Raw genomic sequence first — 16,632 nt, 5'->3', positions numbered from 1 at the left:
CTTTTATTTTTATAGAAGTGTCTAAGAATTATTAAAATTATCTTACTATTTAAGTATATCTAATCCTTCATATTATTTCAAACTTACCTGATTGATTAACTGAGGTTTATCCGTTTTGACTACTTCGAAAGCCAATATATAATAATTCGTTTGATAAAAGGGAAACACAAAAGAAGCCTCTCACAAGTTTATTCCACTTGTGAAAAGACTCTATTAATATTCACTGTTATTTTTCTGTAGACAGTTATATCGTCACACGATATAATTAAATTACGATATATCGTTCGGCGATATATCGTAAAGGGATATACAATAACGTTTCGGAGGTGGTTCAAATTTCAGAAAGTAATAACCACACAGCTTTATCAGAATCAACTTACTATATACTACTATCTCTCATTACACCTCAGCATGGCTATGGTATCATGCAATTTATAAAAAAGATAAGCAACGATCGTTTAACTTTAGCTCCCGGTACACTTTACGGTGCAATTAAAGCCCTCTTAGATAAAGACTGGATTAAACTACATAATACTGACATAGCAGCAAGAAAAAAGGTATATGTGATTACCGATACTGGAAACCGAGTGCTTGAATCTGAAATTGTAAGACTGAAGGAGCTGTATCAAAACGGAATAGAGATTACTGGAGGGAGGCAAAATGATGAAAAAAGTGAAAAGAAGTATCTTTAAAAATCTCTTTATTAATTTAGATAAAGAAGAGAATTGGTTAAACAATATGTGTAAAAACGGCTATGCACTTAGAGACATTTCTAACGGATATTATATATTTGAACCATGCGAGCCTGGTAACTATATTTATAGAATAGAATTTCTTAAACAGGAAATTTATCAAAATGAAAAGGACTCCTATTTGAAATTATTGCAGGAGTTAAAAGTGGAACAGATTGCGTCGTCCAAGAGATGGCACTATTTTAGAAGAGATTCTTCTTTAGGTGAATTTGAAATTTATTCGGATATCGATTCACAAATAGAGCATTATAAAAGAATCAATTTTATATGGTATATGTTAGCGTTAATATTTATCGCGTCAGGTCTCTCTCAAAACTTTTTCTTTGGGAACATCAGTCAGTTTGACTTAATACTAAACATTATATTAATAATCATTGGATCCTTCTTTCTCACTTTGGCAATCCCGCTCACAAGAAAAGTCACTAACTTAAAAAAGGAAAATACATTGTATAAATAATATCGCTAATTCAGTAATCTCTCTTAAAAATTCGGATATAAAAATTAGAATGTAAGAAATGAAAAAAGAGGCCTCTCAAAAGTTAGCCGAACTCATGAGAAGCCTCTGTTAAACTAGTAGCAACAGATGTTCAGGTGATGAGTTATTTATTATCATAACGTACTAAGCCGTAGTTCATAAAAATACTGAACAATTGGATGCTTTAACTTCATCTTCTCGGTCATGTTTAAAATTCGTTTTTTTCCAACCCGTCTATCCACCAAAGCTAGAATATTCAATAGAATATCATTGCTCTCTATGCTTTCCTCTATAGAAGTGGATAAAAATTTATTAGCAACAACGATAAAATTTGATTTACTTAATGATGACTGCGCTGACAAAAGCTCCTTTGCATATTCTGATAATTTTCTACCCCTTGCAATTACTTGTAGACGATCCTCCGGAACTAACCCCTTGGTTTCTTTTCTTACCGCTTCAATTTCCTCATTGCCGATAGGAATTTGGATATCTGAATCATTCTTAATTTCTAGCTCCGTCTGATACCATCTGATTGAGGTAGTTATATCACTCATATTGAGTACATTCTTTTTATCCACCGCAATATAACAAAGTCCTGCTTTATCAGGTAAATAACGGTAGCTGGTTGCACGGTATTCTACCCTTCCATATAATGCAGGACAGAGAAAACTCTCCAGATTTTGCTTCAATTTGCTCCAGGCCATGTAATTCTCCTTAATTTTTATAATATGAATATTTATTGAGGCAGTCGTTCTATTATTCATGAGTATCCCCATACCTAAAGTTAGGGGTTTTACGCTACTTTCTGATAATACAATAACCAACACATCGATCATACCAAATCCAAGGTTTAAGTGTGACTTGAATTTCTGATGTATCGATAATAGTGTTTTATCCATTTTCACTGGATTGCGTTAGCAAAATGTTAGCATTTGCAACATTTAGTTTGTCACCGTTGGTTACATACTCAACATGCCTTGAGTAGACAAAACTGATGTCGTAAAGACTCACTGGTTCCTTGGCGGAAGAGAATTTTCATTAAAACGGATTATAATGATCTACTTTTTCAGAGTCCTATCCTCCGCTCTTTTAAGATCGGAACGGGCACCATTTCTGTTCGGCACCTTGTATTGCCGCTACAAATTTACCAGTTAGTAAAAATTATGCCCAATAAAATTCGCAAGCTAACCCAGTTTTTTTGTCAAGCCCGGAAACTAAAAAAGCATCAAGATTTCTGCCATAATCGGCTAAAATCTCGATGCTTTTTCATCTATGTTGTTAAAAGAAGGAGGCTGTCCCAATTTTCATTTGAGACAGCCTCTTTTTATGACTAGGATATACGATTCCGCATTCACCATCGGCATTAACAAGTAACGTTGATAGTTCCTGTATTTACAAACAAATGCCTGTTATGCTTTTGGAGGTGTTCCTTCAGCATTTGATACAACTGCATCTATTTGGATTAAAGCATCTTCAGGTAAAGCTGATACGCCAACTGTTCTTCGTGCAGGAACACCGCCTGGGAAGAATGTTTTGTAAACTTCGTCTACAGCATCAATATCCGCGATATTTTTAAGGAAGATATTTACTTTAACCACATCGTCCATAACGTGGTCGATACTTTCTACAATTGCCTTAATATTTTTCAAGCACTGATCAGCCTGCTCTTTTACACCGCCAGCTACCAATTCACCAGTTTTTGGATCCAACGGTAATTGAGCTGAAAGGTTATTGTAATGAGAGAACGCTACAGTTTGTGTAGATAGAGAACTCTTTGGTGCATTTTCAGTGTTGTTTGCCCATATAACGATTCCATGTCTGTCTTCAACAGCTTGTGGGGGTGTACCATCTCCGTGTGACACCACTGCTTCAATTTGTACCAAAGCATCCATAGGTAAAGCTGAAGCTGCAACTGTTGTCCGCGCAGGGACATAGGCTACAGCCCTGGCAATAGCCGAGTCTGGGAAAAATGTTGTATAAACTTCATTTACTGCTTCAGTATCCGAAAGGTTTTTAAGAAAGATATTAATTTTAACAATATCGTCAAAAGGAACGTCAATACTTTCTAAAATTGCCTTGATATTTTTCAAGCACTGTCCAGCCTGCTCTTTTACACCGCCAGCTACCAATCTACCAGTTTTCGGATCGATAGGTAATTGAGCTGAAAGATTATTGTAATGAGAGAAAGACACGGTTTGTGTAGATAGAGGACTTGTTGGTGCATTTGCCGTGTTATTTGTAAGCTTTATAAGGTCGCCTGCTTGTGGTGCGTTTGGAATTGTACCTTCACCGTGTGAAACAACTGCTTCAATTTGCACCAAAGCATCCATAGGCAAAGCTGCAACTGCAACGGTTGTCCGTGAAGGAACATAGGTTGGGAAGAATGTTTTATAAACTTCGTCTACAGCGTCAATATCTTTGATATCCTTAACAAATACCGTGATTCTAACAATATCGCTCATAACATGATCGATGCTGTCTACAATTGCCTTGATATTTTTAAAGCACTGTTCAGCTTGCTCTTTTATACCACCAGCTACCAATTTACCAGTTTTGGGTTCGATAGGTAATTGAGCTGAAAGATGATTGTAATGAGAGAAAGCTACCGTTTGTGAATATAGACCGTTACCGTTTGGAGCATTTTCCGTATTTTTTGCTGATACTGCGTTATAGCCGCTCATGATGTTTTCCCCTTTTAGATAAATGTTTTAATAGATATATTTATTACCTCAAGTTTCGCACCGAAAAAACCGGTCTAAACGATGGTTCCGTGATTGCAAAGACGAAAAACGGATTCGCTGTGAGAATCGTGTTCGTACAAAACCGCAACAAGCGAAGCGAATGGCTGGCTGTGCTCAGTACCGATACGACCCTTTGCGATGCTGAAATCATTCGAATATATGGCATCCGCTGAAGCATTGATGTTTTCTTCATATCGCCCATGTCGCTGCTTCACCTTGCAAAGTGTCAATTATAGCAGGCTTTCTTCGTGTTGACTACATGTTCCTTGTGAATTGTTTTATTTAGTTGAGTTTTTTTCTGGACAACAACAGTTAAGGGCTGCGTCAAAAGGATGGAATCATTTCAACGAAGCCCTTGCTAAGCTTATTCATTAGCTCGACGAAATTTCTGTCAGATGTTTTAAAAAGTTATAATTCGCCACTAGATTTGGCTTTTCATATTTACAAATTTAACAAAAAAATCATAAATATTTTAAAAATTAAACGGTCACAAATCTCGACTTGGGTACAGTTGCCTAGTAATTCATCATCGATAGTGAAAATCTACACTCTTAAATGATAAGAGGAAGTGTCAATTCCCCCCATACCTCGCCTATTTTCCCATTTTGTCCTGGTTTACCATTTCTTTACTCTATTCATACATCCGCTAAATAACTCTATCCTATGATTGAATCGTAATACATATTCGTACAAAGGGAGATGGATTGAATGAATGTTAAGAAGATGTTCAGCACCTCGAAAAGCAGAACAATTTTACTATCAGCCTTGCTGGTTGGCGCAGTTCCGACGATGAATGTTGTCCTTGCCGACCTGACAGCAACAAAATATCCGGCTTCGGAGACGTACAAGCCTACCCCTGTTCCAGACCGTGTAATCCTGAACTGGAAAGGTGACACTGCCACTACTCAAGCTGTTACGTGGCGCACCGATACTAGCGTAGTCACACCACAAGCCCAGATTGCTGTTGCTGGGGATGGCCCTTCCTTCAAGCAGCAAGCGGTCACCATTAATGCCGAAAGCTCAAGTGAAGTAAAAGGAAATCAGGAATACACATCAAAATACCACACCGTTAACTTTGAAGACCTCAATCCGGAAACAAAGTACTTGTACCGGGTCGGAGACGGCGTTAACTGGAGCGAGTGGTTTGAATTCGAAACAGCTTCCAAACAGGCTGAGCCATTCTCCTTCCTTTATGTTGGCGACGCGCAAAACGACATAAAAGAACATTGGTCCCGTGTTATCCGTAATGCCTATTCCGACATGCCTGATGCTGACTTCATCATCCATGCAGGTGACTTGATCAACCACGGAGATGCCGATGAGCAATGGGGTGAATGGTTCGAAGCCGGCGGTTGGATCAATGGCATGGTTCCTAGCATTGCTGCTCCAGGAAACCACGAATATTCAAAAATCGTCAAAGGCTCACCAAAAGGACTCTCCCCATACTGGCAGCCACAATTTGCTTTTCCTGAAAACGGACCTGCCGAATTTATGGAAAATGTCTACTACACCGATTATCAAGGCATGCGTATCGTTACCCTTGATACGAACGTTCGTGGCGTGGACCTAGACAAGCAAATCGCATGGCTAGAAGAAGTCCTTACCAATAACCCGAACAAGTGGACCGTTTTGACATTCCACCATCCAATTTTTTCAACTTCTCCTGGTCGCAATAACGAAGAAGTTCGTGACAAGCTACTTCCTGTCATCGAAAAGCACAGTGTGGATCTCGTTCTTCAAGGACATGACCACAGCTACGCGCGCGGCATGGTCACAAATGTTTCTGAAGGAACAAATGCAATGAGCGAAAAAGCCGACACCGTCTTCGTTGTTTCTGTTTCCGGTCCTAAGATGTACGACACTACAACGAAAAACTGGGATGATAATGGTGCCGAAGTGAAAAAAGCAAGCAAGGATACACAGCATTATCAGCTGGTTACGGTTGACGGAAACAAACTTTCCTATGAAGCCCGTACTGCCACTGGCGAATTGTATGACGCTTTCGACATCAATAAAACGCCAAGCGGTGAGAAGCAGATAAAAGAGATTAAAACAGCAAAGTAATAGAAAACAAGGATGGAGATGGATCACTACGATACCATCTCCATTCCCCTGTTTTCCAAAGGAACATTTTTTAAAAAGGAAGGAGCCCCACCTTATATGAAACAACTACTTACTCTGAATTCTTTCATCCTTTTATTCGTACTCTTACTGACAAGCTTCCTTCCAACTAAGGCAAGTGCCCACGCCAACAGCTATGGCTATATGGACGTTCAGGACGGATCCGATGGAGTTGAAATAGACCTTGCTCTTGATTTTTCTGAGCTTGCTGAGGCATTCGGGTTTATTGCTGCTTTTGAATCCGCAGATTCGATACAGAAAATGGAAGAAGTACTATCCAAAAATGAAGAAACCCTTACGAATTACATAACTGCAGGCATGCATGTTTACCGTGACGAACTTATTTGCGAACCGCAAGTGACCGGGACAAACGTCAGCATGACGAGCGATAATTATCCCCTCGCACACTTACAAATGGAGTACTCATGCGGTGGAGAATCAACCCGCATCGCATATGATTTATTTGTCGACGATATCAACCGATCACACATTAACTTTGCCACCATCGATGGCGAAAATGAAACCCAAGAATTCACGTTTACCATTGCCGAACGAGAATTAGTCATCGGCGATCGGAACTGGCTTCGTCAGGCTTCGAATTTCGTCATCCTTGGAATTCAACATATCATTACAGGCTATGACCATATTTTATTCGTGCTGTGCCTAATCCTCCCAGCGGCTATTTCACTCGGCCGGGTCGTTGAGGTTGTCACCGCTTTTACACTTGGCCATAGCATCACACTTGGCCTTGCAACACTCGGCATCGTTTCACTTCCTAGCCAATTGGTAGAGGCAGCGATTGCCCTCAGCATCGTTTTTGTCGCAATCGAAAACATGACTAAGTGGAAATTGAAAAAACGCTGGATCATCACCCTCCTGTTCGGCCTCATCCATGGCTTCGGATTTGCCGGAATCTTGCAGGAAATGGAGCTCTCTAGCAGCACCGTCGCGTCATCGCTGCTCTTTTTCAACCTTGGTGTCGAAATCGGCCAGATCGCCATCATCGCACTCGTCTTTCCATTGCTTGCCATGGCCAGAAAGTACAAACGTTTTCCCGTTTTCGTCACAACCAGCTCCACCCTTATCATGGCCATGGGCCTCTTCTGGTTCGTCCAGCGCATAGGTTAAAAGAAAGAAGCACAAATAGGCCACTTGGTTATCACCCGCCAAGTGGTCTCTTTGCATGCTTATCTATGTTTATCTTTCAGCCAGATAAGCAAATTTCAACAACAGACATTGGGGTCAGACCCTTGCTCAGCTAAAGTTTAATGCGGTAAAGTATGAAAATGAGGCTAATTGTTACACAAAATATACAAACCATAAACTATAAAACATAAAAAATAGGGGGTAAGGTTTAAAATGAAAATGAAAAAATTATTTAAAGGTATTGCAATTGCAGGATTAAGTTTCAATTTAATGCTGGTAGGTTGTTCATCAAATACATATGGACTTACACGTGAAGAGTATAAACTTGTTGATAAGTATTATGAAGCAGATGAAATGGTAGAGGAACTAAAAAAATTTGGCCATAGTGATGAAGAAATTGAAAAACAGTTAAGGGCTGCATTAGCTCAGGTTAAATTTGAAACGGCAAATTGAGAATATTAGGGTGGGCAGATTTTCCCGCCAGTATGTTTTTCACTCCGGATGAACCAGGCACCATCCAGAGAATTTCCAGTTTATCCTCGGAATCTAGTGGTCTTACAGGAGCCAGGGGAACGGTTGTAGTGGCTCTTTTCTACCGTCTTAGTTCGGCATTAAATACATAAAATAATAACATCTATAAGCCAAATCGTAAGATTTGGGCCAGTGGGGCAAGATGAAATGCAGAGAGACTCCCATGTTTGTTTCATTAAACTTTGGGTGATGAGTTAGAAGAATGTCGCTATGTACAGGATGGACATATTTCGACGCATTTTCTAATAGAAACTCTCTATTTATCAATGGCTGGGGTGGTTTTAATCAATCGTTTGTGTAGTATCAAAACATGTCAATTTTTGTAGGTTAATCGTTTTTATAAGTTAATTTTGAATATATTTATCGAAGGCTGAGACCTAGCATCGACAGAATTCCTACTAACAAACTGGGCTATGTTCGTTTTACGAAAGGGTTTTGGCCGTATTTAATCAATTGATTAGTTAGTGAAACTTTTACTAATCAAACATTTGATTGGATTTGTTGTTTCTGCTGGTGTAGAGGGGTTTGAGTGATTTTTGAAGTGAGGAGTTTGTCGAGAGGCGGTTTTGTAATAATGAGTGAAAAGTGGTTAGGTTTCGTTAAAAAGTGTTAAATATAGTTTAGTGTTTACAGCTCTGTTGATAAGGAGAAGCTGCTAATTGATTTCAAAACTTTGATAGTCATATAATCTCTACTTAGCAACTAAGGAAAGATTATGTGACTTCTGCCTCTCTAACCTAGCAATATTGAATTCCGAGGTCCTTTATTGTTGATTAGCAGCAATAATGGGAAATGAACTGAAAATAAACTCAAAATAAACTTTTCTTAAAAAAAGGTTATCTTTCTTTATGAAATGACGTTTAAGAAGCAGATGCTTAAATGATTCATAATATAAAAACAACTGACCTTATTGTTTTTTCTTATTCCAAAATCCTACGGAGTTAATGTGCAATCCTTCATATTCAACATTAATTTGTATATCCAATTTACTTTAATGGTGTTTTTTCAACATAATTGCCTAATAAAAGAAGACGCCTTCTTACTTAAGAAGTGCGCCCGATATATTAAACATCTATTTGTTACTCAACCTATTAACAAAAGGAGTAACCAGTAGAGTAGAGCATTTTTTAAATAATTTCCTTACATTCTTCTCAAACAACAGGAAACCATCCCTTTGCATTGATAATCATTCTCCACATATTATCAGGAATAACTAACTCTTTTTGATCTGTTCTAGGCAATGTTTTACGAATTTCTGCTTCCTGATCGTTTATAACCTTTTCTACCCATTTTGGTTCCATAATTAGAGCATGACCTAATGATAATAAAGGTACTCCAGTGTCAAGTGCCTTCATAACATCTTCTGGTGAAGATAGTCCGCCAACGCCCATTACTGGTACACTGTTTCCCACACGTTCTTGAATTAGTAAAACACGTGACCTTTTATCAGTGTCATCACGCATGGAACCACTCCAGAAATCTCCTACGGAAACATGGATGTAGTCTAATTTCTGATCTGCTAATGTGTCCACAAATTGGAGAGTATCTTCCAATGTGATTCCAGGATTTTCTCTTTCTTCAGGAGAAAGTCTATATCCAACTATAAATGGAGCTTTTGCGTGATCGGCTACTGCTTTTTTGACGCTTTCAATTATTGCTAGAGGAAACGCCATCCTTTTTTCAATGGTGCCTCCCCATTTATCGGTTCTGCGATTGGAATGAGGGGAAAGGAATTGTTGAATTAAGTATGTGTTAGCACCATGAATTTCAATTCCATCAAAACCTGCTTCAATTGCGCGACGTGTTGCATCTCCAAATGCTTCGATTGTATTAACAATTTCTACTTCAGTCATTTCTCTTGGAACAACTGCACCTTCACGTTCAGGAGCTACAGCACTTGCTGAAACCGTCTGACCATCAGGTAATAACTCTGGACGTGCCATTCTTCCAGCATGGAAAATTTGTAAAATAGCTTTTGCACCTTGTTCTTGGATCGTACTTGCTAACTTTTTTAATCCAGGAATTAATGAATCATTATCTATACCAATTTCATTTGGAAAACCTTTCCCCCCCCTGTACAACATGGGTACATGCTGTAATAACCGCACCTACTCCTCCAGAACGTTCACGATAGTAGGCAAGTTCTTGCTCTGATACTCCTCCATCCTCAAGGGAAGATGAATTCGTCATCGGTGCCATTAACACTCGATTTTTAAGTTCCACGCTTGAAGGTAGAGTAAATGGTTCAAATATAGGTTGATATTTCTTATTCATTTATTGTCTCCTTTAGTAAATTAATATCTTATCTTCTAATCAGTTGACCATACAGTGTAATTTTCCCTTGTTTTGCTTTCTTATGAAGTGCAAAAGAAAGCAACAATCCGACAAATGCTATGATACCTGCAACAATAAAGGTTATTTGATTCCATTTAACATTGTCGATGATCCAACCTGATAAGGTCCAGTCCAATGGCTGGTGCAAAGCTAATCACAAGTCCACTCATTCCCATTTCAGCATCACCGTTTTTGTTATTAATCGAATACCAGTTTATTTTATTCAGTTCCCATCAAAAAAATGGAGCATAAACAGAATTACATCTGTAAAATGCTCCAACCTCTTTTATATATTCATTAAGAATGAAATTTTCTTATGCTTGATATTACTGAAAACTACACTATTAAATATTGCAAATCCCCGTTTTAGGGTCACATGCTAATGGTGATTTTTTTATTTCCACATAAAATCCATTCGCAATAGGCTTTACCGTAATTAACTTTTTATCCTCTAGTTGTTGAAGAATTTCATCTAATTGCGTGTCTTGTAAATCAAAGCATACTTTAATTTCATGTTTCACTACTCGATCATATTTTTCAATGAAAGCTAAAATATTTTCTTCTGTTTCGTCTATCTCTTGCCCTTTGACAGTATGATCCGACAAATGATCAATGACGTTTTTGAAATTGTCAAATACTTGATAACCTCTTAACATAACACCTTTCTCACCAAATTGTACAAGGAAGCTTGGAAATCCTTGTGCTTTATATTGATAAGTTGTTTTTAAATCTTTTTGGAAGGCTTCCTCCGCAGAACCATCTGTAAAATGCTGTAGAAACTTTCCGATATCCAGTCCTGATTCCTGTGCTAGTTCAATCAGTTTTTCGGTTTGATTTGCTGGTACTGCTTCCGCTGCAACGGCTTCACGCATTCTTCTTAAAAACTTATCTGCTAACTCATAATCCTCAAACTGTGCAGCTTTATAGGCAATATTCATTGGAAATGTAGATGGATGTTCATCAGAAAAAAGTGCAAATCCTTCAGCTTGAACTGGCATTCCATGTCTTTCTGAAGCCTCAAGCCAATGTGAAGCAACACTTTTATTGGATTCATTAGCGTTTCCACCGATGTTATTGTATGAATCGAAAAATTCACGAATATCTGGTACTAACCCACCCATAATAAATTCATTCTGAATTTGACCACCATAATAGGTTTCTAATTTTCGCATAATCGGTTCACTACCCCAACACCATGTACAAGCTGGGTCTGTAAATTGGAATACTTTTACCTTCGTATTAGTCATCAGTGTATCCTCCATTCATTCGTTATCATTTTATACATTAAATGATAATTTCGTCATTTATTTTATATCCCTGAAGAGAAAGCCCTGTTTTTATTTCTATATCTTAAAAGCGTTTGACGCCACTAAAATTACCAGCAAGTGTCATGGGTGCCTCTAGGTCGACTAGGAATAGCACAACCGTTGTATCCTTTGTCAATTGGATTGTTGTTAACACTTCCGCAGTATCTGAAATTGCATCCCCTTTACGTAGGGTTTCCCCATGTGCAGTAATTTCGCCATCCATTACATACAGCCAGGGTGTATAGCCATCCACAAACGGTAATGTAAAGGCTTCGTCTATTTTTCCATGTACATCATAAACAATGATTTGCTGACGAAGTTCAAGTGGGGCATTCGATTTTGTTGGTCCTGCAATTAAACGCCATTCACTGACTTCTGGTAGTTGCATTTCAGCAAATTGAACGCGTGGCTCTAAACCTTTTTCCGACGGACGGATAAAAACTTGGAGCATTTCAACTGGACCTGTTGGTGTTGATTCCTGATGGAAGAAGCTTTTCCCAGCACCCATGAGCATTTGCTTTGTTGGTGAGCAAGATTCTTTCAAGCCTGTTGAATCTTCATGTAGCATTTCGCCTTGCCACATATAACTAAAAATTTCATCATTTATGTGTTCATGCATACTTATCATTGCGCCTTGCCCGATTTTTGCGTGGTCAATTCGGCTAAGTGGACCAAATGCATGGTCCTCTTTTTCCAAATTTCCATCGATTAAACCTGGTCGACGAATTTGTAAAGAAAAAACACCCCCACCGTTTGAATAAGCTTGTTCATTTCGTAAAATATTCACTCTTCATGCACTCCTTGATTTGCTTTTGTTAGAAGCTGAATCAGCTGTTCAAGTTCATCTTCTGTTAAATTCGCAAATTGTTCTGCCTGGAATTGTTCTTGCGCAGGGACAACTTCGTTTCGTAGTGCTACCCCAATTGGTGTGAGTGAAATATATTTTGTCTTCCACTTTTGTTCGCGTTGAATATAGCCTGCATCTTCTAACTTGCTTAAGATTTGCGTAATATTTGAGTTGGTCACCGCTAGTCGACTCGCAAATTCTGATTGTGTAACCCGCTCACCTTCTTTTAAATGGCTAATAATATCAAACTGACCTGTTCTTAATCCCCACTTCGCTAAATGACGATTGCTGCAGGTCATATTACGGTTAAAAAAACGTGTGTAACGAAACCAAGCGATATAACTTAAACGAATTCTTCTTAATGAGTATTTCATAGTATTCCTCCTATCACTTAATATATTAATTGATTTGCAAACTAATTGCAAAGTATTTGAGGTTCTTACGTGGATCTGGTGAATGCGTACTTACTTTGTTATTTAGTTGTTTTCATGGCCGTGATAAATCTTAGTCAAGAGAAAGAACTTTTGAAAAGTAGAAAAGCATTAAGCTTGCATAATCATCATTTAATATATAAAATGATGATCGTTGAATCAATTAACTTTATTGTTTACTGATGCTCAGTAATAAGTAGGATAAAAAAATAAACTTCTAGTTAAAGAAAAGGAGTAAATGATTATATGACGGATTTATTGAAAGATACAAACTATATATTTTTAGGGGCAAGAGTGAAGCCTTTACTATTAAGCTCAGAATCAGGTGGGAATTTTTCAGTTTTTGAGTTTAATGAAGTAAAGGGCTTAGAGGCCCCGTTTCATATTCATGAGAATGAAGATGAAATTTGGAGAGTTGTTGAGGGAGAAATAACATTTTATTTAGAAGGAGAAGAAATACACACTGTTTCAGGTGATACAGTCTTTGTGCCAAGAGGTAAATCTCATACGTTCCGATTAAAAACTGAAACGGCAAAAGCAATATTGTCTTTAACTTCAACTGACTTTGAAAATGTCATTCGTGAAATAGCTAGACCAGCTGTTTCAGATAATGAGTTGCCGAATCAACCAATTACAAAAGATCAAGCTGAAAAGTTAATAGAAACTGGTAAGAAAAATGGTTTAACAATTTTAAAGCATGAATAATTATTGTGTGAATTATAATATTTAAAATGAGAAGAACCTTTTAAGAGGATAGATGCAATGTATATCCAAGTTTATAGGTAACTTTAAGCTGAATTTTTTATCCGTCCATATGATGGGCAGTGTCGTAGTATTTACAGCATAAAATCAAAAATTAATGTCGTTAAAAGAATCAATATATATGCTTTTGTTATCATGAAGATTCTTTCAATAGACTGGTCTAATAATAGATCAGTCTATTATTATTTGTATATCTCCACGTAACTCAAGAAATGAAAAAAGAAGCTTCCCATAAGTTTGGTCAACTTATGAGAAGCCTCCGTTAATATCCTCTATGTTAGAAAAATGTTAGCAAACCACTCTCATCTTACCAACAAATCCTTATCTATCAAGGGTTGAGGGGCAGATTACATCATGCCGCCCATTCATTTTCATATTTATTAGAAAGTAATAGTGTTTAAAAAAAGGCTCTAAATCAACATTTATAAAAAATTCGACTTAAAGGTTTTAAATGCAATATAAAACATCGGAGGACAAACCGGAGGACAAAAGAGGACACATTCAGATGTAATAATGTATTCAGCCCTGCTCAATTGAGTGGGGCTTTTTCCTCTTCACAATCCTTCTTCAACTAACGCCCCTGTTACTTTAAGTGTATTGTTTCACATAGTATTAAAATGTACTCCCTGACAGAAAATGTTAGTAGCAATGTGACACTAAGCTTATGGATGCTTTAGGAGCTAATAAAGAAATACATCAAGAAAAAACTTGACCACAAACTACATACAACCAGAGAATCATGAAAATAATAAGTTTGAAAGCCTTTGGCTTTTGGATTTCTATCCTTTATCTTATATTGTTGGGGAAAAGCGATCTCTTGTGAGGTGGCTTTTTTTAATATTGCATCCATACAAAAAGAGACTGATGCTTGGCACCGTACCTTCTTGAACTCAAATAAAGTTTTGAGTTATAAAATTATAAAATGGCGATTTTTGTCAGTCGATTTTCTTTATTTTGAATGGGAAAACGGATTTTTCCATTCCATTAGCGTGCCATAATTATACGATTCTTCATCCTCTAAATAATTTGCTACTACTTTTACTGGTGTACGGCCGCAACGGAGGAGAAAAGTGATAACTGGATCCTTCAGCTCTCCTTTTACCACTGCATCTATATATTGTTCAGGTGACTTTTCATTCGTATGTTTGTGATAACCTGGCATCCTACCCCCACCAAGTAGTCTTTCCAACCCCAAATGAACAACAACATCATACATAGAAAACATCAACAACTTGCCTAAACCTAACTTTCGAAAAGCTGGACGGACACCTATATCGACAACGTATAAGGTATTCCCTTTTAGGGGGACATAAGTTGAGTAGTGAAAAATTCAGGGAAGATGATAAAATCGGATTCGAATTCTTCTGCTGTTTTTATATAATGCTCCACCTGGTCTGCAAACTCTTTAAAAGAGCTAATGGTATGAAGATAATACTGAACGGCTGATACTCTCATTTGCATACAATCCCCTTCTTTCTATTTGTAATAATCATTTAATCCTATATTAGCGAAATGAAAAATTTGAACAAGTACGCACTTTTTCATTACATAGTGTAAAAAACTATACTGTAAAATTTATATAGTTTCCCCTACCTTATTTTATTAGTATAAAATAATCTTTTCTTTTTCATACTAAAAGGAAGAATTACCATTACACTTTTTCTAAAGTGAACAAATGGCAGCTTATATCAGTGGGGGATGTTTATGTTTTGAAAAAGGGTAAAAGCATTGCTAATGATAGTAGTGACACACAACAACCTGTGCAAAGGAAGATATCACTAGACTCTCTAAAACAGATTTTAGACAATATGGACGATGTAGAGATAATCGAACGCACTACACTTAACGATCAAAAAGTTGTCTTAATCTATTTAAGAACCTTAATTGACCAGGATCGTTTGAATGAATCGATAATAGAACCTGTTATCCAATGTCCACATGCCATGATTTACGAAAGCATAGCCACACCTAAAGTAATGAAGATCCAATCACTTGAAGAGGCACAGAAATTACTCCTCACCGGTGCTGTACTTCTGAATGATTGTATCCAAGAACAATGGTTGGCCATTCCTCTTCCTAACGAATTAAGTAGGGGGATTGAAACCTCTGAAACAGAAACAATTTTATACGGTGCAAAAGATAGTTTCACTGAACAATTAGAACCAAATATCACCCTCATACGCAGAAGACTTCCTATTACTGAATTAAAAACAGAGAAATATAAAGTAGGTTCATTAAGTGAAACAACGGTTGTCCTAATGTACATAGACGGGTTGACCAATCCTGAATATATATCAATAGCAAGAAAGAAAATCTCTGAAATTAACTTTGATTTATTTTTCGATTCATCCCAGGTAGCGGCATTTATGGAGGAACATCATCACAGTATTTTTCCACAATTCCAACAAACTGACCGCCCAGATGTTTGTGCTTATTCCTTAGGGCTCGGTAAATTAACTATCTTGGTAGAGAACACACCGTTTGTATTAATTGCACCAATCACCTTTTTTCACCTTTTCCAATCACCTGAGGATTATATTAATCGTTGGCCGGTCGCAAGTTTTTTAAGACTTATTCGATATTTAAGCTTTTTTCTGTCCGTCACACTGATACCATTTTATGTTGCACTAACAACCCACCATTATCAAATGATTCCCTTACAAATACTATTTGTTATAGTGGAATCTAGAAGTAAACTACCTTTTACACCATTTTGGGAAGCAATAGTGATGTTAACTATTCTTGAAATCATAAAAGAAGCGAGTTTACGGATGCCGACCAAATCAAGTCAAACCTTAGGGGTGATTGGTGGTATAGTTATCGGTCAAGCAGCGGTTCAAGCGGGTTTTGCGAGCAAAGTATTAATTGTATTAGTTTGTATTTCAACCATCTCCTCATTTTTAGTACCAAACTATTTGATGACGAAGGCAAATACACTCATTCAATTTGGTTTTCTTCTCCTTTCATCCTTTTTTGGTGTTTTTGGCATTGCCATGGGAGCAATTGCCATTTCGGCACATCTAAATGGTCTTACTTCCTTAAAACAACCCTATTTTTCACCAATCGCTCCATTTTACTGGAAGGACTGGATCGATCTCTTTATTAGAGGGCCTTTAATAAACATGAAATCCCGTCCGGATCATTTACACCCTTTACAGAAATGGAGATACAAACGAAGGATGTGA

14 protein-coding genes and 3 pseudogenes are annotated in these 16,632 nt (G+C 37.5%); 8 read left to right on the top strand and 9 right to left on the bottom strand.

Translation table 11 applies throughout. The annotated features are described in order from the left end of the window. The first annotated feature begins 335 nt into the window (after window positions 1–335). Together NSS81_RS13695 and NSS81_RS13690 are read left to right on the top strand one after the other, a co-directional pair. Window positions 336–692: a helix-turn-helix transcriptional regulator gene (locus NSS81_RS13695; RefSeq protein ID WP_342434020.1), complete on the top strand. Its 357-nt coding sequence runs from the start codon at window positions 336–338 to the stop codon at window positions 690–692. Continuing rightward, a complete protein-coding gene (locus NSS81_RS13690) occupies window positions 661–1,209 on the top strand; it encodes a DUF2812 domain-containing protein (RefSeq protein ID WP_342429253.1) in 549 nt (182 codons plus the stop codon). The genes NSS81_RS13695 and NSS81_RS13690 overlap by 32 nt, the downstream gene beginning before the upstream one ends. 152 nt (window positions 1,210–1,361) lie before the next feature. Here NSS81_RS13690 and NSS81_RS13685 read toward each other — a convergent pair whose 3' ends face one another. Both NSS81_RS13685 and NSS81_RS13680 read right to left on the bottom strand, forming a co-directional pair. Continuing rightward, on the bottom strand, window positions 1,362–1,931 hold the full coding sequence (locus tag NSS81_RS13685; RefSeq protein ID WP_342434019.1) for a hypothetical protein: 570 nt from the start codon (window positions 1,929–1,931) through the stop codon (window positions 1,362–1,364). 705 nt (window positions 1,932–2,636) lie between these two features. Next, entirely contained in the window at window positions 2,637–3,908 is a 1,272-nt protein-coding gene (locus NSS81_RS13680; protein ID WP_342429252.1) for a Rid family detoxifying hydrolase, read from the bottom strand. Between the two features lie 768 nt (window positions 3,909–4,676). On the opposite strand from NSS81_RS13680, the gene NSS81_RS13675 reads away from it, so the two are divergent. From NSS81_RS13675 to NSS81_RS13660, 4 genes are all read left to right on the top strand, one after another. Beyond that, on the top strand, window positions 4,677–6,032 hold the full coding sequence (locus NSS81_RS13675) for a metallophosphoesterase family protein (RefSeq protein WP_342429251.1): 1,356 nt from the start codon (window positions 4,677–4,679) through the stop codon (window positions 6,030–6,032). A 12-nt stretch (window positions 6,033–6,044) separates the two neighbouring features. Beyond that, window positions 6,045–7,217: a HupE/UreJ family protein gene (locus NSS81_RS13670; protein WP_342429250.1), complete on the top strand. Its 1,173-nt coding sequence runs from the start codon at window positions 6,045–6,047 to the stop codon at window positions 7,215–7,217. A 231-nt stretch (window positions 7,218–7,448) separates the two neighbouring features. Further along, complete coding sequence (locus NSS81_RS13665; RefSeq protein ID WP_342429249.1) at window positions 7,449–7,688, top strand: hypothetical protein; 240 nt, start codon at window positions 7,449–7,451, stop codon at window positions 7,686–7,688. Beyond that, window positions 7,685–7,858 carry a hypothetical protein gene (locus NSS81_RS13660; RefSeq protein ID WP_342429248.1) on the top strand — a complete coding sequence of 58 codons (174 nt, stop codon included), beginning with the start codon at window positions 7,685–7,687 and terminating at the stop codon, window positions 7,856–7,858. The genes NSS81_RS13665 and NSS81_RS13660 overlap by 4 nt, the downstream gene beginning before the upstream one ends. A 1,059-nt stretch (window positions 7,859–8,917) precedes the next feature. On the opposite strand, the pseudogene NSS81_RS13655 reads toward NSS81_RS13660, so the two are convergent. The 5 genes and pseudogenes from NSS81_RS13655 to NSS81_RS13635 all read right to left on the bottom strand — a co-directional run bounded on the left by NSS81_RS13655 (window position 8,918) and on the right by NSS81_RS13635 (window position 12,628). After that, a pseudogene (locus NSS81_RS13655) lies at window positions 8,918–10,040 on the bottom strand (NADH-dependent flavin oxidoreductase). Window positions 10,041–10,068: 28 nt separating this feature from the next. Then, the gene (locus NSS81_RS13650; protein WP_342429247.1) at window positions 10,069–10,248 is read right to left on the bottom strand and encodes a hypothetical protein; all 180 of its coding nucleotides are present in this window, start codon (window positions 10,246–10,248) and stop codon (window positions 10,069–10,071) included. Between the two features lie 196 nt (window positions 10,249–10,444). After that, on the bottom strand, window positions 10,445–11,347 hold the full coding sequence (locus NSS81_RS13645) for a DsbA family protein (protein WP_342429246.1): 903 nt from the start codon (window positions 11,345–11,347) through the stop codon (window positions 10,445–10,447). Between the two features lie 103 nt (window positions 11,348–11,450). After that, window positions 11,451–12,194: a pirin family protein gene (locus tag NSS81_RS13640; RefSeq protein ID WP_342429245.1), complete on the bottom strand. Its 744-nt coding sequence runs from the start codon at window positions 12,192–12,194 to the stop codon at window positions 11,451–11,453. Then, window positions 12,191–12,628: a MarR family transcriptional regulator gene (locus NSS81_RS13635; protein WP_342429244.1), complete on the bottom strand. Its 438-nt coding sequence runs from the start codon at window positions 12,626–12,628 to the stop codon at window positions 12,191–12,193. The genes NSS81_RS13640 and NSS81_RS13635 overlap by 4 nt, the downstream gene beginning before the upstream one ends. Window positions 12,629–12,931: 303 nt before the next feature. On the opposite strand from NSS81_RS13635, the gene NSS81_RS13630 reads away from it, so the two are divergent. Next, the gene (locus NSS81_RS13630) at window positions 12,932–13,390 is read left to right on the top strand and encodes a cupin domain-containing protein (protein ID WP_342429243.1); all 459 of its coding nucleotides are present in this window, start codon (window positions 12,932–12,934) and stop codon (window positions 13,388–13,390) included. Between the two features lie 1,006 nt (window positions 13,391–14,396). On the opposite strand, the pseudogene NSS81_RS13625 reads toward NSS81_RS13630, so the two are convergent. Together NSS81_RS13625 and NSS81_RS13620 are read right to left on the bottom strand one after the other, a co-directional pair. Continuing rightward, window positions 14,397–14,744, bottom strand: a pseudogene (locus NSS81_RS13625) (GNAT family N-acetyltransferase); the annotation flags it as partial. Between the two features lie 8 nt (window positions 14,745–14,752). Continuing rightward, a pseudogene (locus NSS81_RS13620) lies at window positions 14,753–14,908 on the bottom strand (acyltransferase); the annotation flags it as partial. 266 nt (window positions 14,909–15,174) lie between these two features. Between NSS81_RS13620 and NSS81_RS13615 the strand changes: the two are divergent. Then, window positions 15,175–16,632: a spore germination protein gene (locus tag NSS81_RS13615; protein WP_342434018.1), complete on the top strand. Its 1,458-nt coding sequence runs from the start codon at window positions 15,175–15,177 to the stop codon at window positions 16,630–16,632.

This window comes from Neobacillus sp. FSL H8-0543 (genome assembly GCF_038592905.1).
In the GTDB taxonomy this organism is placed as follows: Bacteria; Bacillota; Bacilli; order Bacillales; family Cytobacillaceae; genus Neobacillus.
Note: the sequence above shows the minus strand (reverse complement) of the source record. Positions and strands in the feature narration are given on the sequence as shown.

Excerpts from the sequence above, each read along its gene's own strand:
- NSS81_RS13690 (WP_342429253.1), top strand. The coding sequence starts at position 661 with ATGATGAAAAAAGTGAAAAGAAGTATCTTTAAAAATCTCTTTATTAAT.
- NSS81_RS13685 (WP_342434019.1), bottom strand. The coding sequence starts at position 1,931 with ATGGCCTGGAGCAAATTGAAGCAAAATCTGGAGAGTTTTCTCTGTCCT.
- NSS81_RS13680 (WP_342429252.1), bottom strand. The coding sequence starts at position 3,908 with ATGAGCGGCTATAACGCAGTATCAGCAAAAAATACGGAAAATGCTCCA.
- NSS81_RS13675 (WP_342429251.1), top strand. The coding sequence starts at position 4,677 with ATGAATGTTAAGAAGATGTTCAGCACCTCGAAAAGCAGAACAATTTTA.
- NSS81_RS13670 (WP_342429250.1), top strand. The coding sequence starts at position 6,045 with ATGGAGATGGATCACTACGATACCATCTCCATTCCCCTGTTTTCCAAA.
- NSS81_RS13665 (WP_342429249.1), top strand. The coding sequence starts at position 7,449 with ATGAAAATGAAAAAATTATTTAAAGGTATTGCAATTGCAGGATTAAGT.
- NSS81_RS13645 (WP_342429246.1), bottom strand. The coding sequence starts at position 11,347 with ATGACTAATACGAAGGTAAAAGTATTCCAATTTACAGACCCAGCTTGT.
- NSS81_RS13635 (WP_342429244.1), bottom strand. The coding sequence starts at position 12,628 with ATGAAATACTCATTAAGAAGAATTCGTTTAAGTTATATCGCTTGGTTT.
- NSS81_RS13630 (WP_342429243.1), top strand. The coding sequence starts at position 12,932 with ATGACGGATTTATTGAAAGATACAAACTATATATTTTTAGGGGCAAGA.